The organism is Streptomyces rubrogriseus (genome assembly GCF_027947575.1).
Taxonomy (GTDB): domain Bacteria; phylum Actinomycetota; class Actinomycetes; order Streptomycetales; family Streptomycetaceae; genus Streptomyces; species Streptomyces rubrogriseus.
Window position 1 is genome coordinate 814,907 of the sequence record NZ_CP116256.1, and the last position, 25,452, is coordinate 840,358.

15 protein-coding genes, 3 rRNA genes and 1 pseudogene are annotated in these 25,452 nt (G+C 69.5%); 13 read left to right on the plus strand and 6 right to left on the minus strand.

The genetic code is table 11. The features are described 5' to 3' along the window. Positions 1-66 precede the first annotated feature (66 nt). From Sru02f_RS03535 to Sru02f_RS03555, 5 genes are all read left to right on the plus strand, one after another. Complete coding sequence (locus Sru02f_RS03535; protein ID WP_109034532.1) at positions 67-1,194, plus strand: SIS domain-containing protein; 1,128 nt, start codon at positions 67-69, stop codon at positions 1,192-1,194. A gap of 50 nt (positions 1,195-1,244) precedes the next feature. Then, positions 1,245-2,396 carry a mannose-6-phosphate isomerase, class I gene (gene manA / locus Sru02f_RS03540; RefSeq protein ID WP_109034530.1) on the plus strand — a complete coding sequence of 384 codons (1,152 nt, stop codon included), beginning with the start codon at positions 1,245-1,247 and terminating at the stop codon, positions 2,394-2,396. Between the two features lie 125 nt (positions 2,397-2,521). After that, complete coding sequence (locus Sru02f_RS03545; RefSeq protein WP_109034528.1) at positions 2,522-3,502, plus strand: cation diffusion facilitator family transporter; 981 nt, start codon at positions 2,522-2,524, stop codon at positions 3,500-3,502. 280 nt (positions 3,503-3,782) lie between these two features. Next, the gene (gene ahcY / locus Sru02f_RS03550) at positions 3,783-5,240 is read left to right on the plus strand and encodes an adenosylhomocysteinase (RefSeq protein ID WP_003975788.1); all 1,458 of its coding nucleotides are present in this window, start codon (positions 3,783-3,785) and stop codon (positions 5,238-5,240) included. Positions 5,241-5,350: 110 nt separating this feature from the next. Further along, a complete protein-coding gene (locus tag Sru02f_RS03555) occupies positions 5,351-5,965 on the plus strand; it encodes a hypothetical protein (protein WP_109034527.1) in 615 nt (204 codons plus the stop codon). A 20-nt stretch (positions 5,966-5,985) separates the two neighbouring features. Here the strand turns inward: Sru02f_RS03555 and Sru02f_RS03560 are convergent, their stop codons facing one another. Next, on the minus strand, positions 5,986-6,939 hold the full coding sequence (locus Sru02f_RS03560) for an RDD family protein (RefSeq protein ID WP_109034525.1): 954 nt from the start codon (positions 6,937-6,939) through the stop codon (positions 5,986-5,988). Between the two features lie 126 nt (positions 6,940-7,065). Between Sru02f_RS03560 and Sru02f_RS03565 the strand changes: the two genes are divergently transcribed. The 4 genes from Sru02f_RS03565 to rrf all read left to right on the plus strand — a co-directional run bounded on the left by Sru02f_RS03565 (position 7,066) and on the right by rrf (position 13,755). Beyond that, positions 7,066-8,073, plus strand: coding sequence for a stage II sporulation protein M (locus Sru02f_RS03565; protein ID WP_109034523.1), 1,008 nt, complete (start codon positions 7,066-7,068; stop codon positions 8,071-8,073). Between the two features lie 559 nt (positions 8,074-8,632). Then, positions 8,633-10,160, plus strand: a 16S ribosomal RNA gene (locus Sru02f_RS03570). A 274-nt stretch (positions 10,161-10,434) separates the two neighbouring features. Further along, positions 10,435-13,554 (plus strand): 23S ribosomal RNA (locus Sru02f_RS03575). An 84-nt stretch (positions 13,555-13,638) separates the two neighbouring features. Next, positions 13,639-13,755: ribosomal RNA gene (gene rrf / locus Sru02f_RS03580) — 5S ribosomal RNA — on the plus strand. The 16S, 23S and 5S rRNA genes sit together here, the layout of an rRNA operon. Positions 13,756-13,859: 104 nt before the next feature. Here rrf and Sru02f_RS03585 read toward each other — a convergent pair. The 5 genes and pseudogenes from Sru02f_RS03585 to Sru02f_RS03605 all read right to left on the minus strand — a co-directional run bounded on the left by Sru02f_RS03585 (position 13,860) and on the right by Sru02f_RS03605 (position 19,509). Next, positions 13,860-15,170: a DUF58 domain-containing protein gene (locus Sru02f_RS03585; RefSeq protein WP_109032598.1), complete on the minus strand. Its 1,311-nt coding sequence runs from the start codon at positions 15,168-15,170 to the stop codon at positions 13,860-13,862. Then, positions 15,170-16,162 (minus strand): AAA family ATPase, encoded by a 993-nt coding sequence (locus Sru02f_RS03590; RefSeq protein WP_174855115.1) that lies wholly within the window; start codon positions 16,160-16,162, stop codon positions 15,170-15,172. The genes Sru02f_RS03585 and Sru02f_RS03590 overlap by 1 nt, the downstream gene beginning before the upstream one ends. Further along, positions 16,159-17,376 (minus strand): DUF4350 domain-containing protein, encoded by a 1,218-nt coding sequence (locus Sru02f_RS03595; protein ID WP_167469613.1) that lies wholly within the window; start codon positions 17,374-17,376, stop codon positions 16,159-16,161. Before Sru02f_RS03595 ends, Sru02f_RS03590 begins: the two co-directional genes overlap by 4 nt. Beyond that, a complete protein-coding gene (locus tag Sru02f_RS03600) occupies positions 17,373-18,095 on the minus strand; it encodes a DUF4129 domain-containing protein (RefSeq protein ID WP_164279198.1) in 723 nt (240 codons plus the stop codon). Before Sru02f_RS03600 ends, Sru02f_RS03595 begins: the two co-directional genes overlap by 4 nt. Positions 18,096-18,129: 34 nt before the next feature. After that, positions 18,130-19,509 (minus strand): annotated as a pseudogene (locus Sru02f_RS03605) (glycerophosphoryl diester phosphodiesterase membrane domain-containing protein). Positions 19,510-19,649: 140 nt separating this feature from the next. Here Sru02f_RS03605 and mtnA point away from each other — a divergent pair. Genes mtnA through Sru02f_RS03625 form a run of 4 tightly spaced genes read left to right on the plus strand, consistent with a single transcriptional unit; the run spans position 19,650 to position 25,400 of the window. Further along, positions 19,650-20,792 carry an S-methyl-5-thioribose-1-phosphate isomerase gene (gene mtnA / locus Sru02f_RS03610; protein ID WP_109032601.1) on the plus strand — a complete coding sequence of 381 codons (1,143 nt, stop codon included), beginning with the start codon at positions 19,650-19,652 and terminating at the stop codon, positions 20,790-20,792. Positions 20,793-20,796: 4 nt separating this feature from the next. Continuing rightward, positions 20,797-21,486, plus strand: coding sequence for a two-component system response regulator MtrA (gene mtrA / locus Sru02f_RS03615; RefSeq protein WP_003975799.1), 690 nt, complete (start codon positions 20,797-20,799; stop codon positions 21,484-21,486). A 1-nt stretch (position 21,487) separates the two neighbouring features. Then, positions 21,488-23,563: a two-component system sensor histidine kinase MtrB gene (gene mtrB, locus Sru02f_RS03620; RefSeq protein WP_109032602.1), complete on the plus strand. Its 2,076-nt coding sequence runs from the start codon at positions 21,488-21,490 to the stop codon at positions 23,561-23,563. Further along, on the plus strand, positions 23,553-25,400 hold the full coding sequence (locus Sru02f_RS03625; protein ID WP_109032603.1) for an LpqB family beta-propeller domain-containing protein: 1,848 nt from the start codon (positions 23,553-23,555) through the stop codon (positions 25,398-25,400). Before mtrB ends, Sru02f_RS03625 begins: the two co-directional genes overlap by 11 nt. Positions 25,401-25,452 lie beyond the last annotated feature (52 nt).

The window sequence follows — 25,452 nt, forward strand, 5'->3', positions numbered from 1 at the left end:
ACCCGGCGACGCCCCCGCGCACCCGCGCACTCGAACGAACGCCCCGGCGATCGGAGACCTGCCGCCATGCTCGACGAATCGCTCCTCGACGCCCCGGAGCGCCTCACCGAGGCCGACCACCGCGGCCTGCTCCGCGGCGCCGCCGAGGCCGGTGCCCGCGTCCGCACCGCCGCCCGGCACGCCGCCGAAGCCGGCGTCGGCAACCTCAAGCCGGACGGCCGCCCCCGCGCCGTACTGATCGCAGGGCCCGGCGCCGCCGCCACCCACGCCGCCGACCTCCTCGGCACCCTCGCAGGGGCGGGCAGCCCCGTCACCCGCCTCGCCCCCACCGGCGTCGCCCCCGCCGCGGGCGCCCTGCGCTGGGAACTGCCCGGCTGGGCCGGTTCCGTGGACCTCCTGCTGATCGCCACCCCCGACGGCGCCGAGCCAGGCCTGTCCCTCCTCGCCGAACAGGCCTACCGCAGGGGCTGCACGGTCGTCGCCGTAGCTCCCGCCCGCTCCCCGCTCAACGACGCGGTGAGCGCCTCCCGCGGCCTGTTCATCCCGATGGCGACCGCCCCCTACGACCACGACGAGCCCCTCGCCGGCGCCGCCCCCGGCGTGCTGTGGGCGCTGCTCACGCCACTCCTCGCCCTGCTGGACCGCACCGGCCTGCTCGAGGCGCCGCCCGAAGCCATCGACAAGGTCGCCGACCGCCTCGACCGGATCGCCGAACGCTGCGGGCCCGCCATCGTGACCTACAGCAACCCCGCCAAGACGCTGGCGTCCGAACTGGCCGAGTCCCTCCCCGTCGTCTGGACCGAGGGCACCTCCGCCGGACCCGCGGGCCGCCGCTTCGCGGCCGCCCTCGCCGAACTGTCCGGCACCCCCGCGGTCGTCGCCGACCTGCCCGAGGCGCTCGCCGCGCACAACGCACTGCTCTCCGGCCGGCTCGCCGCCGGCGCCGACCCCGACGACTTCTTCCGCGACCGCGTCGAGGAACCGCCCGCCCTCCACGCGCGCGTGGTCCTTCTGCGCGACCGCCCCAGCGGCGGCCTCACCGCCGCCCCCAACGCCCGTGACCTGGCCCTCGGCCACGACACACCGATCAGCGAACTGGAACCGGAAGAGGGCGGCGAACTGGAGACCCTCGCCGAACTGATCGCCATCACGGATTTCGCCGCCGTTTACCTGGCGCTCGCCTCGGGAGCCTGACCCAGGCGCAGCATCGCCCACGCACCAGCACGCACCGGCAGAGAGAGCCCATGGACCGCCTCGACAACACCGTCCGCCCCTACGCCTGGGGTTCCACCACCGCGATCCCGACCCTGCTCGGGACCGAGCCGACCGGCGAACCGCAGGCGGAGATGTGGATGGGCGCCCACCCCGGCGCCCCCTCCCGCACCGGCCGGGGCACCCTCGCCGAGGTCGTCGACGCCGACCCCGAGAAGGAACTGGGCACCGCCTCCGTGGCCAGGTTCGGCCCCCGACTGCCCTTCCTCCTCAAGCTCCTCGCCGCCGGCGCCCCGCTCTCCCTCCAGGTCCACCCCGACCTCGCCCAGGCCAGGGCCGGTTACGAGGACGAGGAGCGCCGGGGCGTCCCCCTGGACGCCCCGCACCGCAACTACAAGGACGCCAACCACAAGCCCGAACTGGTCTGCGCCCTCACCGACTTCGACGGCCTGTGCGGCTTCCGCGCCCCGGCCGAGACCGCCGACCTGCTCGACGGGCTCGGCGTCGCCTCCCTCAAGCCGTACGTCGACCTGCTGCGCGCCAACCCCGAGGACGCCGCCCTGCGCGAGGTCCTCACCGCGATCCTCACCGCCGACCCCGAGGAGATGTCCCGGACGGTCACCGAGACCGCGGCCGCCTGCGACCGCCTCGGCGGCGCCTACCGGCCGTACGCCGACATCGCCCACCACTACCCGGGCGACCCCGGCGTCCTCGCCGCGATGCTGCTCAACCACGTCCGGCTCCAGCCCGGCGAGGCCCTGTACCTCGGCGCCGGCATCCCGCACGCCTACCTCAACGGCCTCGGCGTCGAGATCATGGCCAACTCCGACAACGTCCTGCGCTGCGGCCTCACCCCCAAGCACGTCGACGTCCCCGAACTCCTGCGCATCGTCCGCTTCGAGGCCGGCGACCCCGGCATCCTGCGCCCGGAGGCGTCCCCCGACGGCGAAGAGGTCTACGACACCCCGATCGACGAGTTCCGCCTGAGCCGCTACGTCCTGCCCGAGGGCTCCGGCGCCCACGACCTCACCCTGCCCACCCCGCAGATCCTGCTCTGCACGGCGGGCACCGTACGGGCGGGCGAGCACGAACTGGCCCCCGGCCGCTCCGTCTTCGTCCCGGCGCACGAAAAGGCCGAAGTGTCCGGAACCGGCACGCTCTTCCGGGCCACCGTGCGCGTCTGACCCGGGTCTGAGGGACGTACGACGGGGCATCCGGCACGTCGGGGCCCGCGCGGGCTGCAACAATGGCGCACCGCAAAGGCGGGGCAAAGCCGGCCACAGTTGAAGTCGAAGGGACAACGCGACACATGAGCGCGTCAGGCGGTACCAAGGCGATCGTGGCGGCACTGCTCGCCAACCTCTCGATCGCGGTGGCGAAATTCGTGGCGTTCCTCTTCAGCGGATCGTCGTCGATGCTCGCCGAGTCCGTGCACTCCCTCGCCGACTCCGGCAACCAGGGCCTGCTGCTCCTGGGCGGCAAGCGCGCCCAGCGCGAGGCCACCCCGCAACACCCCTTCGGCTTCGGCCGCGAGCGCTACATCTACGCCTTCCTCGTCTCCATCGTGCTCTTCTCCGTCGGCGGCATGTTCGCCCTCTACGAGGGCTACGAGAAGATCAAGCACCCGCACGAACTGGAGCACTGGTACTGGCCGGTGGGCGTCCTGGTCTTCGCGATCATCGCCGAGGGCTTCTCCTTCCGGACCGCCATCAAGGAGTCCAACCCGCTGCGCGGCAAGAAGTCCTGGAAGGAGTTCATCCGCCACGCCAAGGCCCCGGAGCTGCCGGTCGTCCTCCTGGAGGACCTCGGCGCCCTGGTCGGCCTGATCCTCGCCCTCGGCGGCGTCGGTCTCGCCCTGCTCACCGGCGACGGCGTCTGGGACGGCATCGGCACCCTCTGCATCGGCATCCTGCTCATCCTGATCGCGCTGGTCCTCGCCGCCGAGACCAAGTCCCTGCTGCTCGGCGAGGCCGCAGGCGTCGAGGTGGTCCAGCAGATCGAGGCCGCGGTCGTCGCCGGCGACACCGTCACCGGCATCATCCACATGCGCACCCTCCACCTCGGCCCCGAGGAACTGCTCGTCGCCGCCAAGATCGCCGTCCGGCACGACGGCACGGCCACGGAGATCGCCTCCGCGATCGACGCCGCCGAGTCCCGTATCCGCGAGGCGGTCCCGATCGCCCGCGTCATCTACCTGGAACCGGACATCTACAGCGAGGCCGAGGCCACCAAGGGCCCCGACCCCGAGGCGACCCCCGGCGGCCCGACCGCCCCGCCCGCAGCCCACTGACCGCCGCCCGGCGCCCGTCATCACCCTGCGTGAACGTCCGGAAGTGTTCGGAGGCGGACTGGGGACGGCGGGCGCCCGCGGTGTAGCTTGGGACGGAGCCAGACGTCGCTGCTGATGGCGGTCGGGCGGTCCAGGACGGGCCGGCCGAGGGAGAGAGGGCCTCCGACGGACTGCGCTGCGCGTACGCGGGCATGCCTGTGTCCTCTTCCGGGCACCCCTGTGTCCGCCGCCGCGCAGGTCAGCCGTACCCACCTCGACCCAACCCGAGGAGCAGCCCGTAATGACGACTGTCGACAACCGACAGGACTTCAAGGTCGCCGACCTCTCCCTGGCCGCGTTCGGCCGCAAGGAGATCACCCTCGCCGAGCACGAGATGCCGGGCCTGATGGCGATCCGCAAGGAGTACGCCGAGGCCCAGCCGCTCGCCGGCGCCCGCGTCACCGGCTCCCTGCACATGACCGTGCAGACCGCCGTGCTCATCGAGACCCTCGTCGCCCTCGGCGCCGAGGTCCGCTGGGCCTCCTGCAACATCTTCTCCACCCAGGACCACGCGGCCGCCGCCATCGCCGTCGGCCCGAACGGCACGCCCGACAACCCGCAGGGCGTCCCCGTCTTCGCCTGGAAGGGCGAGACCCTCGAGGAGTACTGGTGGTGCACGGAGCAGGCGCTGACGTGGCCGAACACCCCCACCGGCGGCCCGAACATGATCCTGGACGACGGCGGTGACGCCACCCTCCTCGTCCACAAGGGCGTCGAGTACGAGAAGGACGGCAAGGTCCCCTCGGTCGACACCGCCGAGTCCGACGAGCACCGCGTCATCCTCGAACTGCTCACCCGCACGGTCGGCGAGAGCCCGCAGAAGTGGACCCAGCTGGCGTCCGAGATCCGCGGCGTGACCGAGGAGACCACGACCGGCGTCCACCGCCTGTACGAGATGCACCGCGACGGCACCCTGCTGTTCCCGGCGATCAACGTCAACGACGCGGTGACCAAGTCGAAGTTCGACAACAAGTACGGCTGCCGCCACTCCCTGATCGACGGCATCAACCGCGCCACCGACGTCCTGATCGGCGGCAAGACCGCCGTCGTCTGCGGCTACGGCGACGTCGGCAAGGGCTGCGCGGAGTCCCTGCGCGGCCAGGGCGCCCGGGTGATCATCACCGAGATCGACCCGATCTGCGCCCTGCAGGCGGCGATGGACGGCTTCCAGGTCACCACGCTGGACGAGGTCGTCGACAAGGCCGACATCTTCGTCACCACGACCGGCAACAAGGACATCATCATGGCCAAGGACATGGCCAAGATGAAGCACCAGGCCATCGTCGGCAACATCGGCCACTTCGACAACGAGATCGACATGGCCGGCCTCGCCCAGACCCCCGGCATCGTCAAGGACGAGGTCAAGCCGCAGGTCCACACCTGGACCTACCCCGACGGCAAGGTGCTGATCGTCCTGTCCGAGGGACGCCTGCTGAACCTGGGCAACGCCACCGGCCACCCGTCGTTCGTGATGTCCAACTCCTTCGCGGACCAGACCCTGGCCCAGATCGAGCTGTTCACCAAGCCCGACGAGTACCCGACCGACGTCTACGTGCTGCCCAAGCACCTGGACGAGAAGGTCGCCCGGCTCCACCTCGACTCCCTCGGCGTCAAGCTGACCACGCTCCGCCCGGAGCAGGCCGACTACATCGGCGTCAAGGTCGAGGGCCCCTACAAGGCGGACCACTACCGCTACTGAGTCACCGGTTCCTCCGAGGCAGGCCCCCGCACCCCCGTGCCGGGGGCCTGCCCCATTGGCGCCGCGGCCGCATCAGCGGCCCGACCAGCCCGTCACCACCCAGGACACCCATGCCCCGCGGCCGTTATTCGCTCCACGATCCGCACGACCACACCCCCCTCGCGGAAGAACACTTCCAATGCGCCCCCGGCCCCTCCGGCTGGCGCTACGTCTCCCGGCTGACCACGCCCACCGGGAACCACCAGGGCTCGGTCGACCTCGCCCTCGACGAACTCGGCCGCCCCATCCGCCTCGAACTGCACGCCGCCGACTGGCAGGTCCGCGGTGCCGCCATCGACGGCGTCACCTGGGTCCGGACCGACCCCACCGGAATCCACGCCACCGAAGGCAATGCGCGCGCCCACGCCTTCACCGGCACCTCCCCGGCCTTCCTCGTCGCCGTCGCCCGTCTCCTGCGCCTCACCCCCTCGGAATCAGCCACCCGCGTACGCCTCGTCGCCCTCACCGATCCGGTCCTCGCCCCCCGCACCGTGGACCAGTCCTGGGCCTTGCTGAACAGAGAAGCACACGCCACTGACAACGGCCCCCTCACCGTGGACGAATACCAGGTCACAGCCCTGGACACGGGCGAGCAGCACGCCGTGCACATCGCAGGCGACGTCGTGCTCGCGGCCCCCGGGATCGAACTGGAGGACCTGGAGACACCACCGTCGGTGTTCCCGTGAGCGGCCCCGGGCGGCCCTGCCTACGCCGGCGGCACGAACCCGGTACCCGGGCGACGGTCCGACGGCACATCCCGCGGCACCTCGAGGCCGCCACCGGGTGACGGCGTGGGCGACGGGGCAGCCGGCGGAGCGGTCGGCACAGGTGTCGGGGTTGTCGGTACAGCCGGCCGGGCGGACGGCGCGGGAGCCACGGGCACCGGCCCGGCAGCCCTCCCCTCCGCCGAAGCGCCGCCGAACGCCCGCCGGCCCTCCCGCGCCTGCCGTTCCTGCAGCACCGCCGCCAGGTAAGCGGGCGGCGGCACCTCCTGTGGCACCGGAGCCCCCGTACGCGCCGCCACGTCCGCGGCGAGCCGCTCGGCCATGGCCCAGCCGACCCGCGGATCCAGCTGCCCCATCCGTGCCAGGTACTGACGGACGGCAAGCCACAGATCGTCGGGCACCGCGGACAGGTCGAGCCCCGAGAACCGCCCCGCCAGCCAGGGTGGAGGCGGCGGCATGAAGCCCGCCGACGAGAACGGCACCCTCTCCCGCACGACGAGCGTGCCCGCGAACACGTCGCCGAGCCGCCGTCCCCGCGCCGACACCAGCGAGGCGACACAAGCGATGACGCCGAGCGTCATGAGGATCTCGATCACCCCGATCAAGCCCCGCACCAACGAGTGCCGGAACCGGATCGGCCCGCCGTCGTCCCGCACCACCCGCAGCCCGCACGCCATCTTCCCGAGCGACCGCCCGTGGCTCAGCGTCTCGACGGCGATCGGCCCGCCCACCAGTACGAGGACGAAGGTCGCGATCGACAGCGCGGTCTGGGCGGCCACGTCCAAGGACGCGGTGGCCACCATCAGGGCGACGGTCACCGCCACGTAGACGGCCACGGCCACCGCCAGATCGAGCAGGACGGCCAGTGCCCTGCTGGGCAGCCTCGCGGGGCGCAGCTCCAGCGCCACGGCCTCGCCCGTCACCAGCTCGCTCACGCCCGCCGTCCTTCCCCTGACTGCCCCCGTCCCCGCCAGTCTGCCAAGCTGAGGACGCACCGCGCCGCAGTACGACAAGCTGATCCACGACGAGCCGCCGACGATAGCCGAGGAGCAGGCACACCCATGGACCTCGACGTCTTCGTCTCCGCCCACCGCGCGGAGTGGGACCGCCTCGATGCCCTCCTCCGGCGCCGACGCCGGCTGACCGGTCCGGAGACGGACGAACTCGTCGCCCTCTACCAGCGCACGGCCACCCACCTGTCCCTGATCCAGTCCAGCGCGCCCGATCCCCAGCTGACCGGACGTCTCAGCCAACTGGTGGCTCGCGCGCGCAGTGTCGTGACAGGCACCCGACGCGCCTCCTGGCGCGACGTCACCCGGTTCCTGACCCAGCAGTTCCCGGCGGCCGTCTACCGCGCCCGCCACTGGTGGGTCCCCACCGCCCTCCTGTCGACCGCCGTCGCGGCCCTCCTGGGCTGGTGGATCGGGACCCACCCGGAGGTGCAGTCCACCATCGCCGCCCCGAGTGAACTGCGCGAGCTCACCCGCCCCGGCGGCCAGTACGAGACGTACTACTCGAGCAACCCGGCGGCCTCGTTCGCGGCACAGGTGTGGACGAACAACGCCTGGGCCGCCGCGCTCTGCCTCATCCTGGGCGTCTTCCTGGGGCTGCCCGTCATCTGGATCCTCTTCCAGAACATGCTCAACCTCGGTGTCGGCTTCGGTCTGATGTCGTCGGCCGGCCGCCTCGACACCTTCCTCGGCCTGGTCCTCCCGCACGGTCTGCTCGAACTGACGGCGGTGTTCGTCGCCGCGGGCACCGGCATGCGCCTGGGCTGGACCCTGATCGACCCGGGTCCTCGTACACGGCGCATCGCCCTCGCCGAGGAGGGCCGGGCCGCCCTCGGCATGGCGGTCGGCCTGGCCCTGGTCCTTTTCGTGTCCGGCGCCATCGAAGGTTTCGTCACCCCGTCCGGCCTGCCCACCTGGGCCCGCATCACCATCGGAGTCGTCGCCGAGCTGGCCTTCCTGGCCTACGTCTACGTTCTGGGCGGCCGTGCCGTGCGCGGCGGCGACACGGGTGACGTCGAGCCCGCCGAACGCAGCGCCACGGTGCCCACGGCCGCCTGATGTGCATCCACCCCTGGCGAGCTGCTAGTGTCCTCTTCGTTCCCGCAAGAGCCGTTGACACGGAGCGAGCGGGGAGGTAGATTCGAACAGTTGCCTGGAGACGGGTTCACCCCAGAGGGCAGCAGCGAACATCTACCAGCTTCTCCGAATCAACGAATTCGACGAAGCACTCTCCCGATGAATCGGAAACGAAGGCCGGTAAGACCGGCTCGGAAGTTCTGATAAAGTCGGAACCGCCGGAAAGGGAAACGCGAAAGCGGGAACCTGGAAAGCACCGAGGAAATCGGATCGGAAAGATCTGATAGAGTCGGAAACGCAAGACCGAAGGGAAGCGCCCGGAGGAAAGCCCGAGAGGGTGAGTACAAAGGCAGCGTCCGTTCCTTGAGAACTCAACAGCGTGCCAAAAGTCAACGCCAGATATGTTGATACCCCGACCTGATCGGATTCCTGATCGGGTTGAGGTTCCTTTGAAGTAACACAACAGCGAGGACGCTGTGAACCGTTGGATTATTCCTCCGACTGTTCCGCTCTCGTGGTGTCACCCGATTACGGGTAAACATTCACGGAGAGTTTGATCCTGGCTCAGGACGAACGCTGGCGGCGTGCTTAACACATGCAAGTCGAACGATGAACCACTTCGGTGGGGATTAGTGGCGAACGGGTGAGTAACACGTGGGCAATCTGCCCTGCACTCTGGGACAAGCCCTGGAAACGGGGTCTAATACCGGATACTGACCCTCGCAGGCATCTGCGAGGTTCGAAAGCTCCGGCGGTGCAGGATGAGCCCGCGGCCTATCAGCTTGTTGGTGAGGTAATGGCTCACCAAGGCGACGACGGGTAGCCGGCCTGAGAGGGCGACCGGCCACACTGGGACTGAGACACGGCCCAGACTCCTACGGGAGGCAGCAGTGGGGAATATTGCACAATGGGCGAAAGCCTGATGCAGCGACGCCGCGTGAGGGATGACGGCCTTCGGGTTGTAAACCTCTTTCAGCAGGGAAGAAGCGAAAGTGACGGTACCTGCAGAAGAAGCGCTTAGCTAACTACGTGCCAGCAGCCGCGGTAATACGTAGGGCGCAAGCGTTGTCCGGAATTATTGGGCGTAAAGAGCTCGTAGGCGGCTTGTCACGTCGGTTGTGAAAGCCCGGGGCTTAACCCCGGGTCTGCAGTCGATACGGGCAGGCTAGAGTTCGGTAGGGGAGATCGGAATTCCTGGTGTAGCGGTGAAATGCGCAGATATCAGGAGGAACACCGGTGGCGAAGGCGGATCTCTGGGCCGATACTGACGCTGAGGAGCGAAAGCGTGGGGAGCGAACAGGATTAGATACCCTGGTAGTCCACGCCGTAAACGGTGGGCACTAGGTGTGGGCAACATTCCACGTTGTCCGTGCCGCAGCTAACGCATTAAGTGCCCCGCCTGGGGAGTACGGCCGCAAGGCTAAAACTCAAAGGAATTGACGGGGGCCCGCACAAGCGGCGGAGCATGTGGCTTAATTCGACGCAACGCGAAGAACCTTACCAAGGCTTGACATACACCGGAAAGCATCAGAGATGGTGCCCCCCTTGTGGTCGGTGTACAGGTGGTGCATGGCTGTCGTCAGCTCGTGTCGTGAGATGTTGGGTTAAGTCCCGCAACGAGCGCAACCCTTGTCCCGTGTTGCCAGCAAGCCCTTCGGGGTGTTGGGGACTCACGGGAGACCGCCGGGGTCAACTCGGAGGAAGGTGGGGACGACGTCAAGTCATCATGCCCCTTATGTCTTGGGCTGCACACGTGCTACAATGGCCGGTACAATGAGCTGCGATACCGCAAGGTGGAGCGAATCTCAAAAAGCCGGTCTCAGTTCGGATTGGGGTCTGCAACTCGACCCCATGAAGTCGGAGTCGCTAGTAATCGCAGATCAGCATTGCTGCGGTGAATACGTTCCCGGGCCTTGTACACACCGCCCGTCACGTCACGAAAGTCGGTAACACCCGAAGCCGGTGGCCCAACCCCTTGTGGGAGGGAGCTGTCGAAGGTGGGACTGGCGATTGGGACGAAGTCGTAACAAGGTAGCCGTACCGGAAGGTGCGGCTGGATCACCTCCTTTCTAAGGAGCACATAGCCGACTGCAGGCAAATGTCCTGCACGGTTGCTCATGGGTGGAACGTTGACTACTCGGCACACTTGATCCTGATCTTCTCGTCAGTACTGCTTCGGCGTGGAACACGAGTGAGGGAAGGCAAGGGTGTCGGGCACGCTGTTGGGTATCTGAGGGAATGAATTTCCTTCAGTGCCGGCCCCAGTGCACTCGGGATGTAGGTTCCGGGGTGATGGGTGGTTGGTCGTTGTTTGAGAACTGCACAGTGGACGCGAGCATCTGTGGCCAAGTTTTTAAGGGCGCACGGTGGATGCCTTGGCACCAGGAACCGATGAAGGACGTGGGAGGCCACGATAGGCCCCGGGGAGTCGTCAACCAGGCTTTGATCCGGGGTGTCCGAATGGGGAAACCCGGCAGTCGTCATGGGCTGTCACCCGCTGCTGAACACATAGGCAGTGTGGAGGGAACGCGGGGAAGTGAAACATCTCAGTACCCGCAGGAAGAGAAAACAACCGTGATTCCGGGAGTAGTGGCGAGCGAAACCGGATGAGGCTAAACCGTATACGTGTGAGACCCGGCAGGGGTTGCGTGTGCGGGGTTGTGGGATCTCTCTTCTGTTGTCTGCCGGCAACAGGACGAGTCAGAAACCGTTGATGTAGGCGAAGGACATGCGAAAGGTCCGGCGTAGAGGGTAAGACCCCCGTAGTCGAAACGTCAGCGGCTCGTTTGAGAGACACCCAAGTAGCACGGGGCCCGAGAAATCCCGTGTGAATCTGGCGGGACCACCCGCTAAGCCTAAATATTCCCTGGTGACCGATAGCGGATAGTACCGTGAGGGAATGGTGAAAAGTACCGCGGGAGCGGAGTGAAATAGTACCTGAAACCGTGTGCCTACAAGCCGTGGGAGCGTCGGATACGTGCTTGCACGTATCTCGTGACTGCGTGCCTTTTGAAGAATGAGCCTGCGAGTTTGCGGTGTGTTGCGAGGTTAACCCGGGTGGGGAAGCCGTAGCGAAAGCGAGTCCGAACAGGGCGGTTCAGTAGCACGCTCAAGACCCGAAGCGGAGTGATCTAGCCATGGGCAGGTTGAAGCGGCTGTAAGAGGTCGTGGAGGACCGAACCCACCAGGGTTGAAAACCTGGGGGATGACCTGTGGTTAGGGGTGAAAGGCCAATCAAACTCCGTGATAGCTGGTTCTCCCCGAAATGCATTTAGGTGCAGCGTCGTGTGTTTCTTGCCGGAGGTAGAGCACTGGATAGGCGATGGGCCCTACCGGGTTACTGACCTTAGCCAAACTCCGAATGCCGGTAAGTGAGAGCGCGGCAGTGAGACTGTGGGGGATAAGCTCCATGGTCGAGAGGGAAACAGCCCAGAGCATCGACTAAGGCCCCTAAGCGTACGCTAAGTGGGAAAGGATGTGGAGTCGCACAGACAACCAGGAGGTTGGCTTAGAAGCAGCCACCCTTGAAAGAGTGCGTAATAGCTCACTGGTCTAGTGATTCCGCGCCGACAATGTAGCGGGGCTCAAGCGTACCGCCGAAGTCGTGTCATTGCAGCAATACGGCCAACGCTAGCTGTGATGGGTAGGGGAGCGTCGTGTGCCGGGTGAAGCAGCCGCGGAAGCGAGTTGTGGACGGTTCACGAGTGAGAATGCAGGCATGAGTAGCGATACAAACGTGAGAAACGTTTGCGCCGATTGACTAAGGGTTCCTGGGTCAAGCTGATCTGCCCAGGGTAAGTCGGGACCTAAGGCGAGGCCGACAGGCGTAGTCGATGGATAACCGGTTGATATTCCGGTACCCGCTGTGAAGCGTCAAACATCGAGCATCGTGATGCTAAGGCCGTGAAGCCGCCCTGATCTCTTCGGAGTTGAGGGGAGTGGTGGAGCCGCCGAACCAAGCGGTTAGTAGGTGAGTGATGGGGTGACGCAGGAAGGTAGTCCATCCCGGGCGGTGGTTGTCCCGGGGTAAGGGTGTAGGCCGTGCGGTAGGTAAATCCGTCGCACACGAGGCTGAGACCTGATGCCGAGCCGATTGTGGTGAAGTGGATGATCCTATGCTGTCGAGAAAAGCCTCTAGCGAGTTTCATGGCGGCCCGTACCCTAAACCGACTCAGGTGGTCAGGTAGAGAATACCGAGGCGTTCGGGTGAACTATGGTTAAGGAACTCGGCAAAATGCCCCCGTAACTTCGGGAGAAGGGGGGCCACACCCGGTGACCGGATTTACTCCGTGAGCTGGGGGTGGCCGCAGAGACCAGCGAGAAGCGACTGTTTACTAAAAACACAGGTCCGTGCGAAGCCGTAAGGCGATGTATACGGACTGACGCCTGCCCGGTGCTGGAACGTTAAGGGGACCGGTTAGCTCCATTTCGGTGGGGCGAAGCTGAGAACTTAAGCGCCAGTAAACGGCGGTGGTAACTATAACCATCCTAAGGTAGCGAAATTCCTTGTCGGGTAAGTTCCGACCTGCACGAATGGCGTAACGACTTCTCGACTGTCTCAACCATAGGCCCGGTGAAATTGCACTACGAGTAAAGATGCTCGTTTCGCGCAGCAGGACGGAAAGACCCCGGGACCTTTACTACAGTTTGATATTGGTGTTCGGTTCGGCTTGTGTAGGATAGCTGGGAGACTTTGAAGCTCGCACGCCAGTGTGGGTGGAGTCGTCGTTGAAATACCAGTCTGGTCGTGCTGGATGTCTAACCTGGGTCCGTGATCCGGATCAGGGACAGTGTCTGATGGGTAGTTTAACTGGGGCGGTTGCCTCCTAAAGAGTAACGGAGGCGCCCAAAGGTTCCCTCAGCCTGGTTGGCAATCAGGTGTTGAGTGTAAGTGCACAAGGGAGCTTGACTGTGAGACCGACGGGTCGAGCAGGGACGAAAGTCGGGACTAGTGATCCGGCGGTGGCTTGTGGAAGCGCCGTCGCTCAACGGATAAAAGGTACCCCGGGGATAACAGGCTGATCTTCCCCAAGAGTCCATATCGACGGGATGGTTTGGCACCTCGATGTCGGCTCGTCGCATCCTGGGGCTGGAGTCGGTCCCAAGGGTTGGGCTGTTCGCCCATTAAAGCGGTACGCGAGCTGGGTTTAGAACGTCGTGAGACAGTTCGGTCCCTATCCGCTGTGCGCGTAGGAGTCTTGAGAAGGGCTGTCCCTAGTACGAGAGGACCGGGACGGACGAACCTCTGGTGTGCCAGTTGTTCTGCCAAGGGCATGGCTGGTTGGCTACGTTCGGGAGGGATAACCGCTGAAAGCATCTAAGCGGGAAGCCTGCTTCGAGATGAGGACTCCCACCCCCTTGAGGGGTTAAGGCTCCCAGTAGACGACTGGGTTGATAGGCCGGATCTGGAAGCACCGTGAGGTGTGGAGGTGACCGGTACTAATAGGCCGAGGGCTTGTCCTCAGTTGCTCGCGTCCACTGTGTTGGTTCTGAAACCACGAACAACCCCACGTCCACAGCGTGGTGCGGTTGAGAGTTTCATAGTGTTTCGGTGGTCATAGCGTAGGGGAAACGCCCGGTTACATTTCGAACCCGGAAGCTAAGCCTTACAGCGCCGATGGTACTGCAGGGGGGACCCTGTGGGAGAGTAGGACGCCGCCGAACAATCATTGCGAGGAGACCCCGCACCGGGAACGGTGCGGGGTTTCCTGCGTTCAAGGGTCTTTGAACGGGACTAACAGGGCGGGGCCACAAGGCCCCGCCTTTTTCTATAGGCGGCCTGCGGCCTTGAGCTCCAGGTAGGCGTCCGCGAGTGCCGGAGGAAGCTCGTCCGGGGTCGCGTCGACGACCGTGACGCCGTGCCGGCGGAGCTGGTCGGCGATGTGGCGGCGCTCGGACTGAGCCTGTGCGGCCGCCGCGGCCTCGTACACGGCATCGGTGTGGCCGCGGGCTTCGGCCATGGCGGAGATGTGCGGGTCGGCCACCGAGGCCACGAGTACCGTGTGGCGCTGGGTCAGCTGTGGCAGGACGGGGAGCAGTCCCTCTTCGATCGGGGCCGCGTCGAGAGTCGTGAACAGGACGATCAGGGACCGGCGGGGGGCCGACCGCAGAGCGGTGGCGGTGAGGCCACGCGCATCGGTCTCCACCAGCTCCGGCTCCACGGTCGCCAGGGCGTTGACCAGGGAGGGAAGGAGGTCGCCCGCGGTGCGGCCCTGGAGGAGGGCGCGTACCCGGCGGTCGTAGGCGAGGAGGTCGACGCGGTCGCCCGCGCGGGAGGCCAGGGCGCCCAGGAGCAGGGCGGCGTCCATGCAGGCATCCAGGCGCGGCGCGTCTCCCACGCGACCGGCCGACGTACGGCCGGTGTCGAGTACGAGCAGGATGTGCCGGTCGCGTTCAGGGCGCCAGGTGCGTACGGCGACGGCGGAGTGGCGGGCCGTCGCGCGCCAGTCGATGGAACGGGTGTCGTCGCCCGGGACGTACTCGCGCAGGCTGTCGAACTCCGTGCCCTCGCCGCGGGTGAGGACGCTGGTGCGGCCGTCGAGTTCGCGGAGCCGGGACAGCTTGGAGGGGAGGTGCTTGCGGCTGGTGAACGGGGGGAGGACGCGGACGGTCCAGGGGACCCGATGGGTGCCCTGGCGGGTGAGGAGGCCCAGGGGGCCGTACGACCGGATCGTGACGCGGTCCGCGTGGCGGTCGCCGCGGCGGGTGGGGCGCAGGCGGGTGGTCACGCGGCGGCGTTCGCCGGCGGGCACGGTCAGGCTGTGACGGGAGGCCGCCGTCTCGGTGCCGGGCTGCCAGCTGCTGGGCGGCCAGGCGTCGCGCAGGCGGGCCCGGAGCGGGCGGCCCGAGGGGTTGGTGACCGTCAGGGTCACGTCGGCGGTGTCGCCCAGACGGGCGGAGGTGTCGCCGGAGCGGCTGAGACCGAGGCGGCGTACGGGGGCGGCCAGGGCGAAGTCGCAGGCGCAGGCCGCCGCCAGCGGGGCGTTGACGGCGAGGATGCCCGTCCAGCTGGGGTCCCAGATGCCGACGGGGACGGAGGCCAGGGCCGCGATGAGCGCGGCGCGTCCGGTGAGTGCCATCAACGGGGAACGGGGACGTGGGCGAGGATCGCGTTGATGACCGAGTCCGCGGTCACCCCCTCCATCTCGGCCTCCGGGCGGAGCTGGACGCGGTGCCGGAGGGTTGGGAGGGCCAGGGCCTTCACGTCGTCGGGGGTGACGTAGTCGCGGCCCGTGAGCCAGGCCCACGCGCGGGCGGTCGACAGCAGTGCCGTGGCGCCGCGCGGGGAGACGCCGAGAGTGAGCGACGGCGACTCACGGGTGGCACGGCAGATGTCGACGACGTAGGCGGTGATCTCCGGGGAGACGGTCGTCCTGGCGGCCTCCGCGCGGGCGGCCTCCAGGTCGGCGGCGCTCGCGACGGGGCGTACGCCGGCGGCGCGCAGGTCGCGCGGATCGAAGCCGGCCGCATGCCGGGCGAGGACGTCGATCTCGTCCTGGCGGGTGGGCAGGGGGACGGTGAGTTTGAGGAGGAAGCGGTCCAGCTGGGCTTCCGGGAGGGGGTAGGTGCCCTCGTACTCGACCGGGTTCTGGGTGGCCGCGACGAGGAAGGGCTCGGGGAGCGGGCGGGGCGTGCCGTCCACCGTGACCTGGCGTTCCTCCATGGCTTCGAGGAGGGAGGACTGGGTCTTCGGGGGCGTGCGGTTGATCTCGTCGGCGAGGAGGAGGTTGGTGAAGACCGGGCCCGGCTGGAAGGAGAACTCGGTGGTGCGGGCGTCGTAGATCAGGGATCCGGTGACGTCGCTCGGCATCAGGTCGGGGGTGAACTGGACGCGTTTGGTGTCGAGTTCGGTGGCCGCGGCGAGGGTGCGGACGAGCAGTGTCTTGGCGACCCCGGGGACGCCTTCGAGGAGGACGTGACCGCGGCAGAGCAGGGCTACGACGAGACCGGTCACGGCGGCGTCCTGGCCGACCACGGCCTTGGCGATCTCGGCGCGCAGGGCTTCGAGGGCGGCGCGGGCGTTGCCCGGGGCCGCGCTCTGCCCGGCGTTGTCAGTGGTCGGGTCCATCATGGACGGCGTACCTCTCTTTCGAGGGCGTCGAGTTGGTCGGCGAGTGCGATGAGGGCCGCGTCGTCGCCGGGCGGCGGGCCGAAGAGGAGGGTGTGCAGGGTCTGTCCGTCGCCGTGCGCGCCGTGGAGGTGGGCGGACAGGGCGGGGAGCAGGGACTCGGGCGAGTCTGCCTGGGCGACGGGGACGCCTACGAGAGGGGCGAGGCGGGTGCGGGTGGCGGAGCGAAGAGCGGTGGCGGCGCGGTCGCGGGCGTTCGCCTTGCGGTAGAGGCGGGCGCGGCCTTCGACGGTTTCGGAGGCGCGGATCGCGACGGGGAGTTTTTCGGGCACCAGGGGGCCGAGTCGGCGTGCCCGCCACAGGGCGGCGAGGGCGGCGGCGATGAAGAGTTGGAGGGTGCCCCAGAGCCAGCCGGACGGGAGCAGGTCGAAGAAGCCGCGCTCGTCGTCCGGGTCCGGGAGGTCGGAGAGGGAGGGGAGGTACCAGACCAGGTGGTCGCGGGAGCCGAGGAGTTGGAGGGCGAGCGAGGCGTTGCCGTGCTCGTCGAGGTGGTTGTTGAAGAGGATGTCGCGAGCGCCGAGGACGACGGTGTCGCCCGGGGGGCCCTCCGCGGACGCCTTCGCGGACGGGTCGGGGATGCGCAGGAGGGTGGCCAGGCGTCGGCTGGGGTAGCAGGCGTCGCCTTCGAGGTGGGTGCTGTAGCGGATGTCGCCCGTGTCGGCGCTGCCCGCGCGCCGTGCGGCGGGCAGGTCGCAGGCGGGGGCCAGCGTCGAGTCGACGCTGAGCGCGGGGTCGGCGGTGACGCCGGGGGCGAGGCGTTCGACGGCAGCGCCGCCGGGGGCGACCAGGACGGTGCGGCCACCGGAGCCGGTCGTCGCCGAGTGCAGTCCCGTCTGCTGGCGTTCCGTCAGGAGGTCGGGCACGGCGACCAGCAGGGTGGTGTCCGGGCCGGTCGCGGCCCGTGCTTCGGCCAGGGTGGTGACCACGCGCGTGGAGACCCCCCGGTCGGCGAGGAGTTCGGCGACGGCGCGGCTGCCGTAGGGGTCGGCGGAGCGCGGGTCGAGTTCTCCGTGCCGGGCGTCGGAGCGGACGACCGCGATGGCGACGGCGCCGACGAGCAGCAGGACGAGGGCGAGTGCGATGCCCCGCGCGCGGGTCCACACCTGGCGGGCGGTGGGCGAGGCCGCGGTGGTGGGGAGCGTGGCCTCGGTGGTCATTCGGCGGCTCCCCGGCGGGTGTCCCGGTCCGTGGCATCGCCTGTGCGGCTGCCGGCCGTGCTGCTCGCCAGGTGCGGCTTGCTGCGGTCCAGGTCGTGGTCGAGTTCGGTGAGGTGCCGGTACGACTCTTCGCTGCCGGGCCGGCCGCCGTACGCGACGTCGTCGAAGTCCCGGGCGGCGGTGCGCAGCCGGTCCCTGTGCGCGGGCAGGGCGTGGCCCGCCTCGGTGGCCGCCTCGTCGGCGGTGCGGCCGGGGCGGATGTCGAGCAGGGCGCGTTCCTCGAGGGCGCGGACGACGGCCCGCATGCGTTCCTGGACGGCCTGGCTCCAGTGTCCTTGGGCGGCGTGTGCCTGGGCGGCGGCGCGGTGGTCGGCGGAGCTGCGGGGGCGGTCGTCGAAGAGGGCGGGGGTGGAGACGGGTCCGCGGCGCGGGGTGCCCAGGCGCCACCAGAGGGCGCCCAGCGCCGCCAGGACGGCCACGACGACGACCACCAAGCCCAGCGTGCCCCCGGGTGTCGCGGTGGACGCCTTGCTGAACAGCTCCTCGATCCAGTCCCAGAAGGCGTTCAGGGCCCGCTGGAACCAGCTGGGGTCGTTCTCGTGGTACATCCGCTTGGACAGCTCGCGCCGCGCGGCGTCCCGCGCGGGGTCGCGCGGGATCGTCACCGGCGGTTCGTCGCCGGAGCGCGACACCGTTCGTGCGGCGGTGCGTGCCAGCACCTCCGTGAGAACTCCCCCCGCCGGACTCACCCCGTCAGCTCCCCGGGACGGCGCCGGAGGCACCGGAGCCCCGCGGGCCGGAGCCCTGGGTTCCGGCGGCGCGGGCCAGTTCGAGGTCGAGGGCCTCGCGGCGGATGCGCTGGTCGATGTAGAGCAGCACGGTCACGCCCGCCGTGATCGGGAAGGTGATCATGGAGCCGATCACCGAGCCGATACCGCTGACGACGAGGAACGTCCAGCCGAGGTCGCCGGTGCCGTCCAGGAAGCCGCCGACGCCGTCGCCGCCGAGGGTCGCGGCGAGGAAGGCGAAGGGGATCACGATGATCGACGCGACGACGTTGGCGATGACCGTGGCGAGCAGCTGGATACCGAAGACGCGCCACCAGGAGCCGCGCACCAGCTTCACCGAGCGGCCCATCGCCTTCTTGATGCCCTGCTTCTCCAGCATCAGCGCGGGGGACGCCAGCGAGAAGCGGACCATGAGCCAGACCGCGACGACGCCGCCCGCCACGAAGCCCAGGGCGGTCAGGGCCACTCCGGCCTCGCCGCCCGCGGTGGCGGTGACGAGGAGACCGGGTGTCATACCGGCCGTGACGAGTCCGGCGACGATGAGGAGCAGCAGGAGGATCAGGCCGAAAAGCTTCAGCACCTGCGGGCGGGCGTCGCGCCAGGCCTCGCCGGTGGTCACCGGCTTGCCGAGTACGGCGCGACTGGTGACGGTGGTGAGCAGGGCCGTGGCCAGTACGGTGCCGATCAGGGAGATCAGGAATATGACCCCCGAGTTGATCGTGGTCTCGGCCAGCGCGTCGCCGAGTTCGCTCAGGGTGGCGTCGGGGTCGTTGAGGGCCTCGCTGCCGGTGTCGTCCAGGACGAGGCCCTGGAGCAGCACGACGATGACCTCGGTGAAGATGGCGACGGTCAGGGAGATGCCGAGGACGGTGCGCCAGTAGGTGCGCATGGTGGAGACGGCGCCGTCGAGGATCTCGCCGACGCCGAGCGGGCGGAGCGGGATCACGCCGGGCTTGGCGGCGGGCGGTGGACCGCCCCAGCCGCCTCCCCAGCCACCGGGTCCACCGGGGGTGCCGTAGCCGCCGTAGCCCCTGCCCGGGCCGCCGTAGCCGCCTCCGGGGGGTCCGGGCGGTGGCGGGTGCCCCAGCCCGGGCCGGGCGGTGGGGAGGCGGGGCCTGGCCGCGGTCCGCGGGGCCGGTGGGAGCGGACCACTGGCCGGGGGCGGCTGCTCCTTGGACCACTTCGTGCCGGGGCTCGTCGGTTCCGCATCCGGCCGGTCCGCGGGCGGCGCGGGCTGGTCGGGGCCGGCGGGGCGGTCGGCGGGTTCGGCGGGGCCGGACGCGCCGGGCTCGTGCCCGTCGGACGGGGCGGATCCGGGCGATGCCCAGCCCGGAGTGTCGTTCATCGTCGCTCCTTCACGGTGCGCGTCCGCGGTCGCGGCGGCGGGTTGGCAGCCATCGTGCCATGGGGGCGTCGGGTGCGGACCGGGCACGGTAGGGGCTGCGCACCTTCAATTGTCCGTCGTACAGGGGGCAGACTGACCGCATGGCTGATCAGGACGCGCGAAACGGCGAGGACAAGCGGCCGACCGGGATACCGGCCCTTCGCTGGGAGGAACCCCCCGAGGGCCCGGTGCTGGTGCTGCTGGACCAGACCAGGCTGCCGGCCGAGGAGGTCGAGCTGGTCTGCACGGACCCGGCCGCGCTGGTGGAGGCGATCCGCTCGCTCGCCGTGCGCGGGGCGCCGCTGCTGGGCATCGCGGGCGGCTACGGCGTCGCGCTCGCCGCCGTACGGGGCTTCGAGGTCGAGGAGGCCGCGGCGGCGCTGGCGGGGGCGCGCCCGACCGCGGTGAACCTCGCCGTCGGGGTGCGCCGGGCGCAGGCCGCGCACCGGGAGGCGCTCGCCAGGACCGGTGACACCCGGCAGGCCGCTCAGGCGGCGCTGTCCGCGGCAAGGGCGCTGCACCGGGAGGACACCGAGGCCAGTGCCAGGATGGCCGCGCACGGACTCGCGCTGCTCGACGAGCTGCTGCCCGCCGGAGGACACCGGGTCCTCACGCACTGCAACACCGGTTCGCTGGTGTCGGGCGGTGAGGGGACCGCCTTCGCGGTGGCGCTCGCGGCACACCGGTCGGGACGGCTGCGACGCCTGTGGGTGGACGAAACGCGTCCCTTGCTGCAAGGTGCTCGCCTGACGGCATACGAGGCGGCCCGCAACGACATGGCGTACACCTTGCTCACCGACAACGCGGCGGGTTCGCTGTTCGCGGCGGGTGAGGTGGACGCGGTACTGATCGGCGCGGACCGCATCGCGGCCGACGGTTCGGTGGCGAACAAGGTGGGGAGCTATCCGCTCGCGGTGCTCGCGCGGTACCACCATGTGCCGTTCGTCGTGGTGGCTCCGGTCACGACGGTGGATCCGGACACGCCGGACGGGGCGTCCATCGAAGTGGAGCAGCGCCCCGGATATGAAGTGACCGAGGTCACAGCACCTCAGGTGCCGGTGGCGGGAGCGGGAGGCGGGATTCCGGTGGCACCCCTGGGGACCCAGGCGTACAACCCGGCGTTCGATGTGACTCCGCCCGAACTGGTGACGGCGATCGTCACCGAGGAGGGTGTGGTTTCGCCCGTGACGACCGAGGCCCTGGCCTCGCTGTGTGCCAGGTCACGCCAGGTAACGATTAGCTAATGGGATGATGTCGTTTATGAAGGGACGAGTCCTTGTCGTCGACGACGACACCGCACTGGCCGAGATGCTCGGCATTGTGCTGCGTGGTGAGGGTTTTGAGCCGTCTTTCGTAGCCGACGGCGACAAGGCGCTGGCCGCCTTCCGGGAGACCAAGCCGGACCTGGTGCTGCTCGACCTGATGCTGCCCGGCCGGGACGGCATCGAGGTGTGCCGCCTGATCAGGGCCGAGTCGGGGGTGCCGATCGTGATGCTGACGGCGAAGAGCGACACCGTCGACGTCGTGGTGGGTCTGGAGTCGGGCGCCGACGACTACATCGTGAAGCCGTTCAAGCCGAAGGAGCTGGTGGCCCGGATCCGGGCGCGGCTGCGGAGGTCTGAGGAACCGGCGCCGGAGCAGCTCGCCATAGGCGACCTGGTCATCGACGTGGCCGGTCACTCCGTGAAGCGGGACGGGCAGTCGATCGCGCTGACGCCGCTGGAGTTCGACCTGCTGGTGGCGCTGGCCCGCAAGCCGTGGCAGGTGTTCACGCGCGAGGTGCTCCTCGAGCAGGTCTGGGGCTACCGGCATGCCGCCGACACCCGCCTGGTCAACGTGCACGTCCAGCGGCTGCGCTCCAAGGTCGAGAAGGACCCGGAGAAGCCGGAGATCGTGGTGACCGTCCGCGGCGTCGGCTACAAGGCCGGACCGAGCTGACATGGACAGGGACAGTGCCGCTTCGGCGCCCGGGTCCGGGGCCCGCGCCGGACGGCCTGTCGGCCACCGGAGCGTCGGCTCCCGTCTCTTCGGCCGTGTGCTGGAGGGCGGGCTGCTCCACGGCGGGGTGCAGGGCAGCCCGGTGCTCCGCCTGTTCATGCGCTGGGTGCGCCGCCCCCTGCTGCCGGTCATGCGGCTGTGGCGGCGCAACATCCAGCTCAAGGTCGTCGCCACCACCCTGCTGATGTCGCTGGGCGTGGTGCTGCTGCTCGGCTTCGTGGTGATCGGGCAGGTCCGCAACGGGCTGCTGGACGCCAAGGTGAAGGCCTCCCAGAGCCAGGCCACCGGTGGTTTCACGGCGGCCAAGCAGAAGGCCGAGGAGGCGGCGAGCACCAACGGCGACGACGGCACCCCCGCGGACGGGCGTCCCTCGCAGAACGTCATCCAGTGGATGAGCGAGTTGGTGAAGTCGCTCTCCAGCGGTGGCCAGAGCGCTTTCGACGTGGTCACCCTCCCCATGGGCGGGGAGAGCGGCAGCGGACGCGGTCCGCGCGCCTCCGGATCGGTCGACTGGGCGGTGAGCGTCCCCGAGGCCCTGCGGGAGCGGATCGACGGCGACACCACGGCCGCCCAGAGCTACACCCGGATCGTCTACAACTCCGACCAGCCGTCCCAGCCGGGACTGGTCATCGGCAAGCAGGTCAACGACCCGAACGGCGAGCCGTACCAGCTGTACTACCTCTTCCCGCTCACCCAGGAGGAGAAGTCGCTCAGCCTGGTCAGGGGCACGCTGGCGACCGCCGGGCTCTTCGTGGTCGTGCTGCTCGGGGCCATCGCCTGGCTCGTGGTGCGCCAGGTCGTCACGCCGGTACGGATGGCGGCGAGCATCGCCGAGCGGCTGTCCGCGGGGCGTCTGCAGGAACGGATGAAGGTCACCGGCGAGGACGACATCGCCCGGCTCGGCGAGGCCTTCAACAAGATGGCGCAGAACCTCCAGCTCAAGATCAGCCAGCTGGAGGACCTGTCGCGGATGCAGCGGCGGTTCGTCTCCGACGTGTCGCACGAGCTGCGCACGCCGCTGACGACCGTGCGGATGGCGGCCGACGTCATTCACGACGCGCGCGTGGACTTCGATCCGGTGACCGCGCGGTCGGCCGAACTGCTCGCCGACCAGCTGGACCGGTTCGAGACGCTGCTCGCCGACCTGCTGGAGATCAGCCGCTTCGACGCGGGCGCCGCCGCGCTGGAGGCGGAGCCGATAGACCTCAGGGAGGTCGTACGGCGCGTCGTCAGCGGCGCGGAGCCGCTAGCCGAGCGCAAGGGCACGGGGATACGCGTGGTCGGCGACCAGCAGCCCGTCGTCGCCGAGGCGGACGCCCGGCGGGTCGAGCGCGTGCTGCGCAACCTCGTCGTCAACGCCGTCGAGCACGGCGAGGGCCGGGACGTCGTCGTCAAGCTCGCCGCGGCCGGGGGCGCCGTCGCCGTCGCGGTGCGCGACTACGGCGTCGGACTCAAGCCGGGCGAGGCCACCCGGGTCTTCAGCCGCTTCTGGCGGGCCGACCCGGCACGCGCGCGTACCACCGGCGGTACGGGGCTGGGGCTGTCGATCGCCCTGGAGGACGCGCGGCTGCACGGTGGCTGGCTGCAGGCCTGGGGCGAGCCCGGCGGTGGCTCGCAGTTCCGGCTGACGCTGCCCCGGACGGCGGACGAGCCGCTCAGGGGGTCGCCGATACCGCTGGAGCCGACGGACTCGCGCCGCAACCGCGGGCTCAACGACGCGGGCCTCGCCGACCCGGCGTCGGCGCGCGACGCGGACAAGTCGGTCGGCGTCCCGGCGCAGGTGCCGGCCGGGCAGGTCTCCGCGGTGTCCGCGCGGGGGCCGATAACGCCGCGGCAGGCCACGGTGGCACCCACGGCGGATCCGACGGCACTGCCGGGCAACGGCGCGCGCGTGGTGCCCAGGCCCGTGTCGGGGGCGCGGAGACAGGACGGTGGGCCGGCACCGGAGGCGGCGGGCCGCCAGGACGCCGGCCCCGAGGACTCGAGCAGGCAGGGGGAGGCATCTCGTGGGCGCTGACCGCGGGAGGGGCGGTCGGCGGAGGCCGGCACGCGTGGTGGCGTACGCCGTCGGCGGTGTCGTACTGCTGGCCGGATGCGCGGCCATGCCCGACAGCGGGGACCTCAGGGGCGTGGAGTCCACGCCCCGGCAGGACCCGCAGGTGCGGGTGTTCGCGATGCCGCCGCGGGAGGACGCCCCGCCCGCCGACATCGTGCAGGGCTTCCTGGAGGCGCTGACCAGCGACGATCCGCACTACGAGACGGCGCGCAAGTACCTGACCGGCGACGCCGCGAAAAACTGGCGGCCGGACGAGTCGGCGACGGTGCTCGCCGGCGGGCCGGGCACGGAGTCCGACCACTCGGGCAACCGCGAGGACGCCAACGACTACTCGGTCACCCTGACCGGCACCAGGGTCGCCACGGTCGACGCGCAGCAGTCGTACGCGCCGGCCGACGGCGTGTACCGCGAGTCGGTGCACCTCACCCGGGACGGCAAGTCCAAGCAGTGGCGTATCGATTCGCTGCCGCCGGGCGTCGTCATGGGCAAGTCGGACTTCCAGCGCAACTACATGTCGGTCAACCGGTACTACTTCGCCTCGAACACCCCGGTGCGGGCGGACGCCGAGACGGGACCGGTGCGGGAGCCGGCGGCCGTCGCCGACCCCGTCTACGTGCGCCGGCGCGTGGACCCGATGACCCAGGTGGTGCGTTCCCTGCTGAGCGGGCCGACGAGCCTGCTGGGCCCGGTGGTCAGGTCCAGCTTCCCGACCGGGACGGCACTGGCGAAGAACGCCGGCTCGCTGACCCCCGACGACCGCAGCAAGCTGACCGTTCCGCTGAACGACAAGGCGGCGCGGGCCGGCGCGGACAAGTGCGACGAGATGGCCGCGCAGCTCCTGTTCACGCTGCAGAACCTCACCCCGGCGGTGCAGGAGGTCGAGCTGCGCTCGGGCGGTGAGCAGTTGTGCTCGCTCTCCGAGGACCGCGCAGAGACGGTCGCTACGCGCGGCTCCGCGCAGCGGCCCGACTACCTGTACTTCGTCGACGACCAGGACCGCCTGGTACGGATCGCGGCCGGCAGCAACGGGACCCGGGCCGAACCCGTGCCCGGCCCGCTGGGCGAGGGTCAGCAGGCCCTTCGGTCGGTGGCGGTGTCGCGCGACGAGCACAGCGCGGCCGGGATCGGCCTCGACAACAAGTTGCTGTACGTCGGCTCGCTGGTGTCGGGAGGTTCGCTCGGCGACCCCGTGCTGGCAAGCCAGGGCAAGAAGGAGTCGGACCGGCTGACCCCGCCCAGCTGGGATGCGCAGGGCGACCTGTGGATCGCCGACCGCGACCCGGCCGACCCGCGGTTGCTGCTGCTGAAGGAGGGCGCGGGCGATCCGGTGGAGGTGCGGACCCCGGGCCTCGACGGGCGCGTCCAGGCCGTGCGGGTGGCCGCCGACGGGGTGCGGATCGCGCTCGTGGTGGAGAAGGACGGCAAGCGGTCGCTGCTCATCGGGCGGATCGAACGGGACGGGAAGGCGGGCGACGTGCCCGCGGTCACCGTGCTCGAACTGCGGTCCGCGACCCCCGAGCTGGAGGAGGTCACGGCCATGTCCTGGGCCGGGGACGCCCGGCTCGTCGTGGTGGGGCGCGAGCGCGGGGGCGTCCAGCAGATCGGGTACGTCCAGGTCGACGGCTCGACGCCGGAGGCATCGGTGCCCGCGGCCCTGACCGGCGTCAAGGAGATCGCCGCCACCGAGGACGAGCGGCTGCCGCTGGTGGCGTATTCGGAGGACCTCATCGTGCGGCTGCCGTCCGGGTTGCAGTGGCAGAAGGTGACGGAGGGGACCGCGCCGGTCTATCCGGGGTGAGGCGGTCCCGTCCGGCCGGGTGAGGCAGTCCCGTCCAGCGGGGTGGAGCGGT

Coding starts and splice junctions, on each gene's coding strand:
- mtrA (WP_003975799.1), top strand. CDS start 20,797: ATGATGTCGTTTATGAAGGGACGAGTCCTTGTCGTCGACGACGACACC.
- Sru02f_RS03585 (WP_109032598.1), bottom strand. CDS start 15,170: ATGGCACTCACCGGACGCGCCGCGCTCATCGCGGCCCTGGCCTCCGTC.
- mtrB (WP_109032602.1), top strand. CDS start 21,488: ATGGACAGGGACAGTGCCGCTTCGGCGCCCGGGTCCGGGGCCCGCGCC.
- Sru02f_RS03545 (WP_109034528.1), top strand. CDS start 2,522: ATGAGCGCGTCAGGCGGTACCAAGGCGATCGTGGCGGCACTGCTCGCC.
- Sru02f_RS03595 (WP_167469613.1), bottom strand. CDS start 17,376: ATGACCACCGAGGCCACGCTCCCCACCACCGCGGCCTCGCCCACCGCC.
- Sru02f_RS03565 (WP_109034523.1), top strand. CDS start 7,066: ATGGACCTCGACGTCTTCGTCTCCGCCCACCGCGCGGAGTGGGACCGC.
- manA (WP_109034530.1), top strand. CDS start 1,245: ATGGACCGCCTCGACAACACCGTCCGCCCCTACGCCTGGGGTTCCACC.
- mtnA (WP_109032601.1), top strand. CDS start 19,650: ATGGCTGATCAGGACGCGCGAAACGGCGAGGACAAGCGGCCGACCGGG.
- Sru02f_RS03535 (WP_109034532.1), top strand. CDS start 67: ATGCTCGACGAATCGCTCCTCGACGCCCCGGAGCGCCTCACCGAGGCC.
- Sru02f_RS03555 (WP_109034527.1), top strand. CDS start 5,351: ATGCCCCGCGGCCGTTATTCGCTCCACGATCCGCACGACCACACCCCC.
- ahcY (WP_003975788.1), top strand. CDS start 3,783: ATGACGACTGTCGACAACCGACAGGACTTCAAGGTCGCCGACCTCTCC.
- Sru02f_RS03590 (WP_174855115.1), bottom strand. CDS start 16,162: ATGATGGACCCGACCACTGACAACGCCGGGCAGAGCGCGGCCCCGGGC.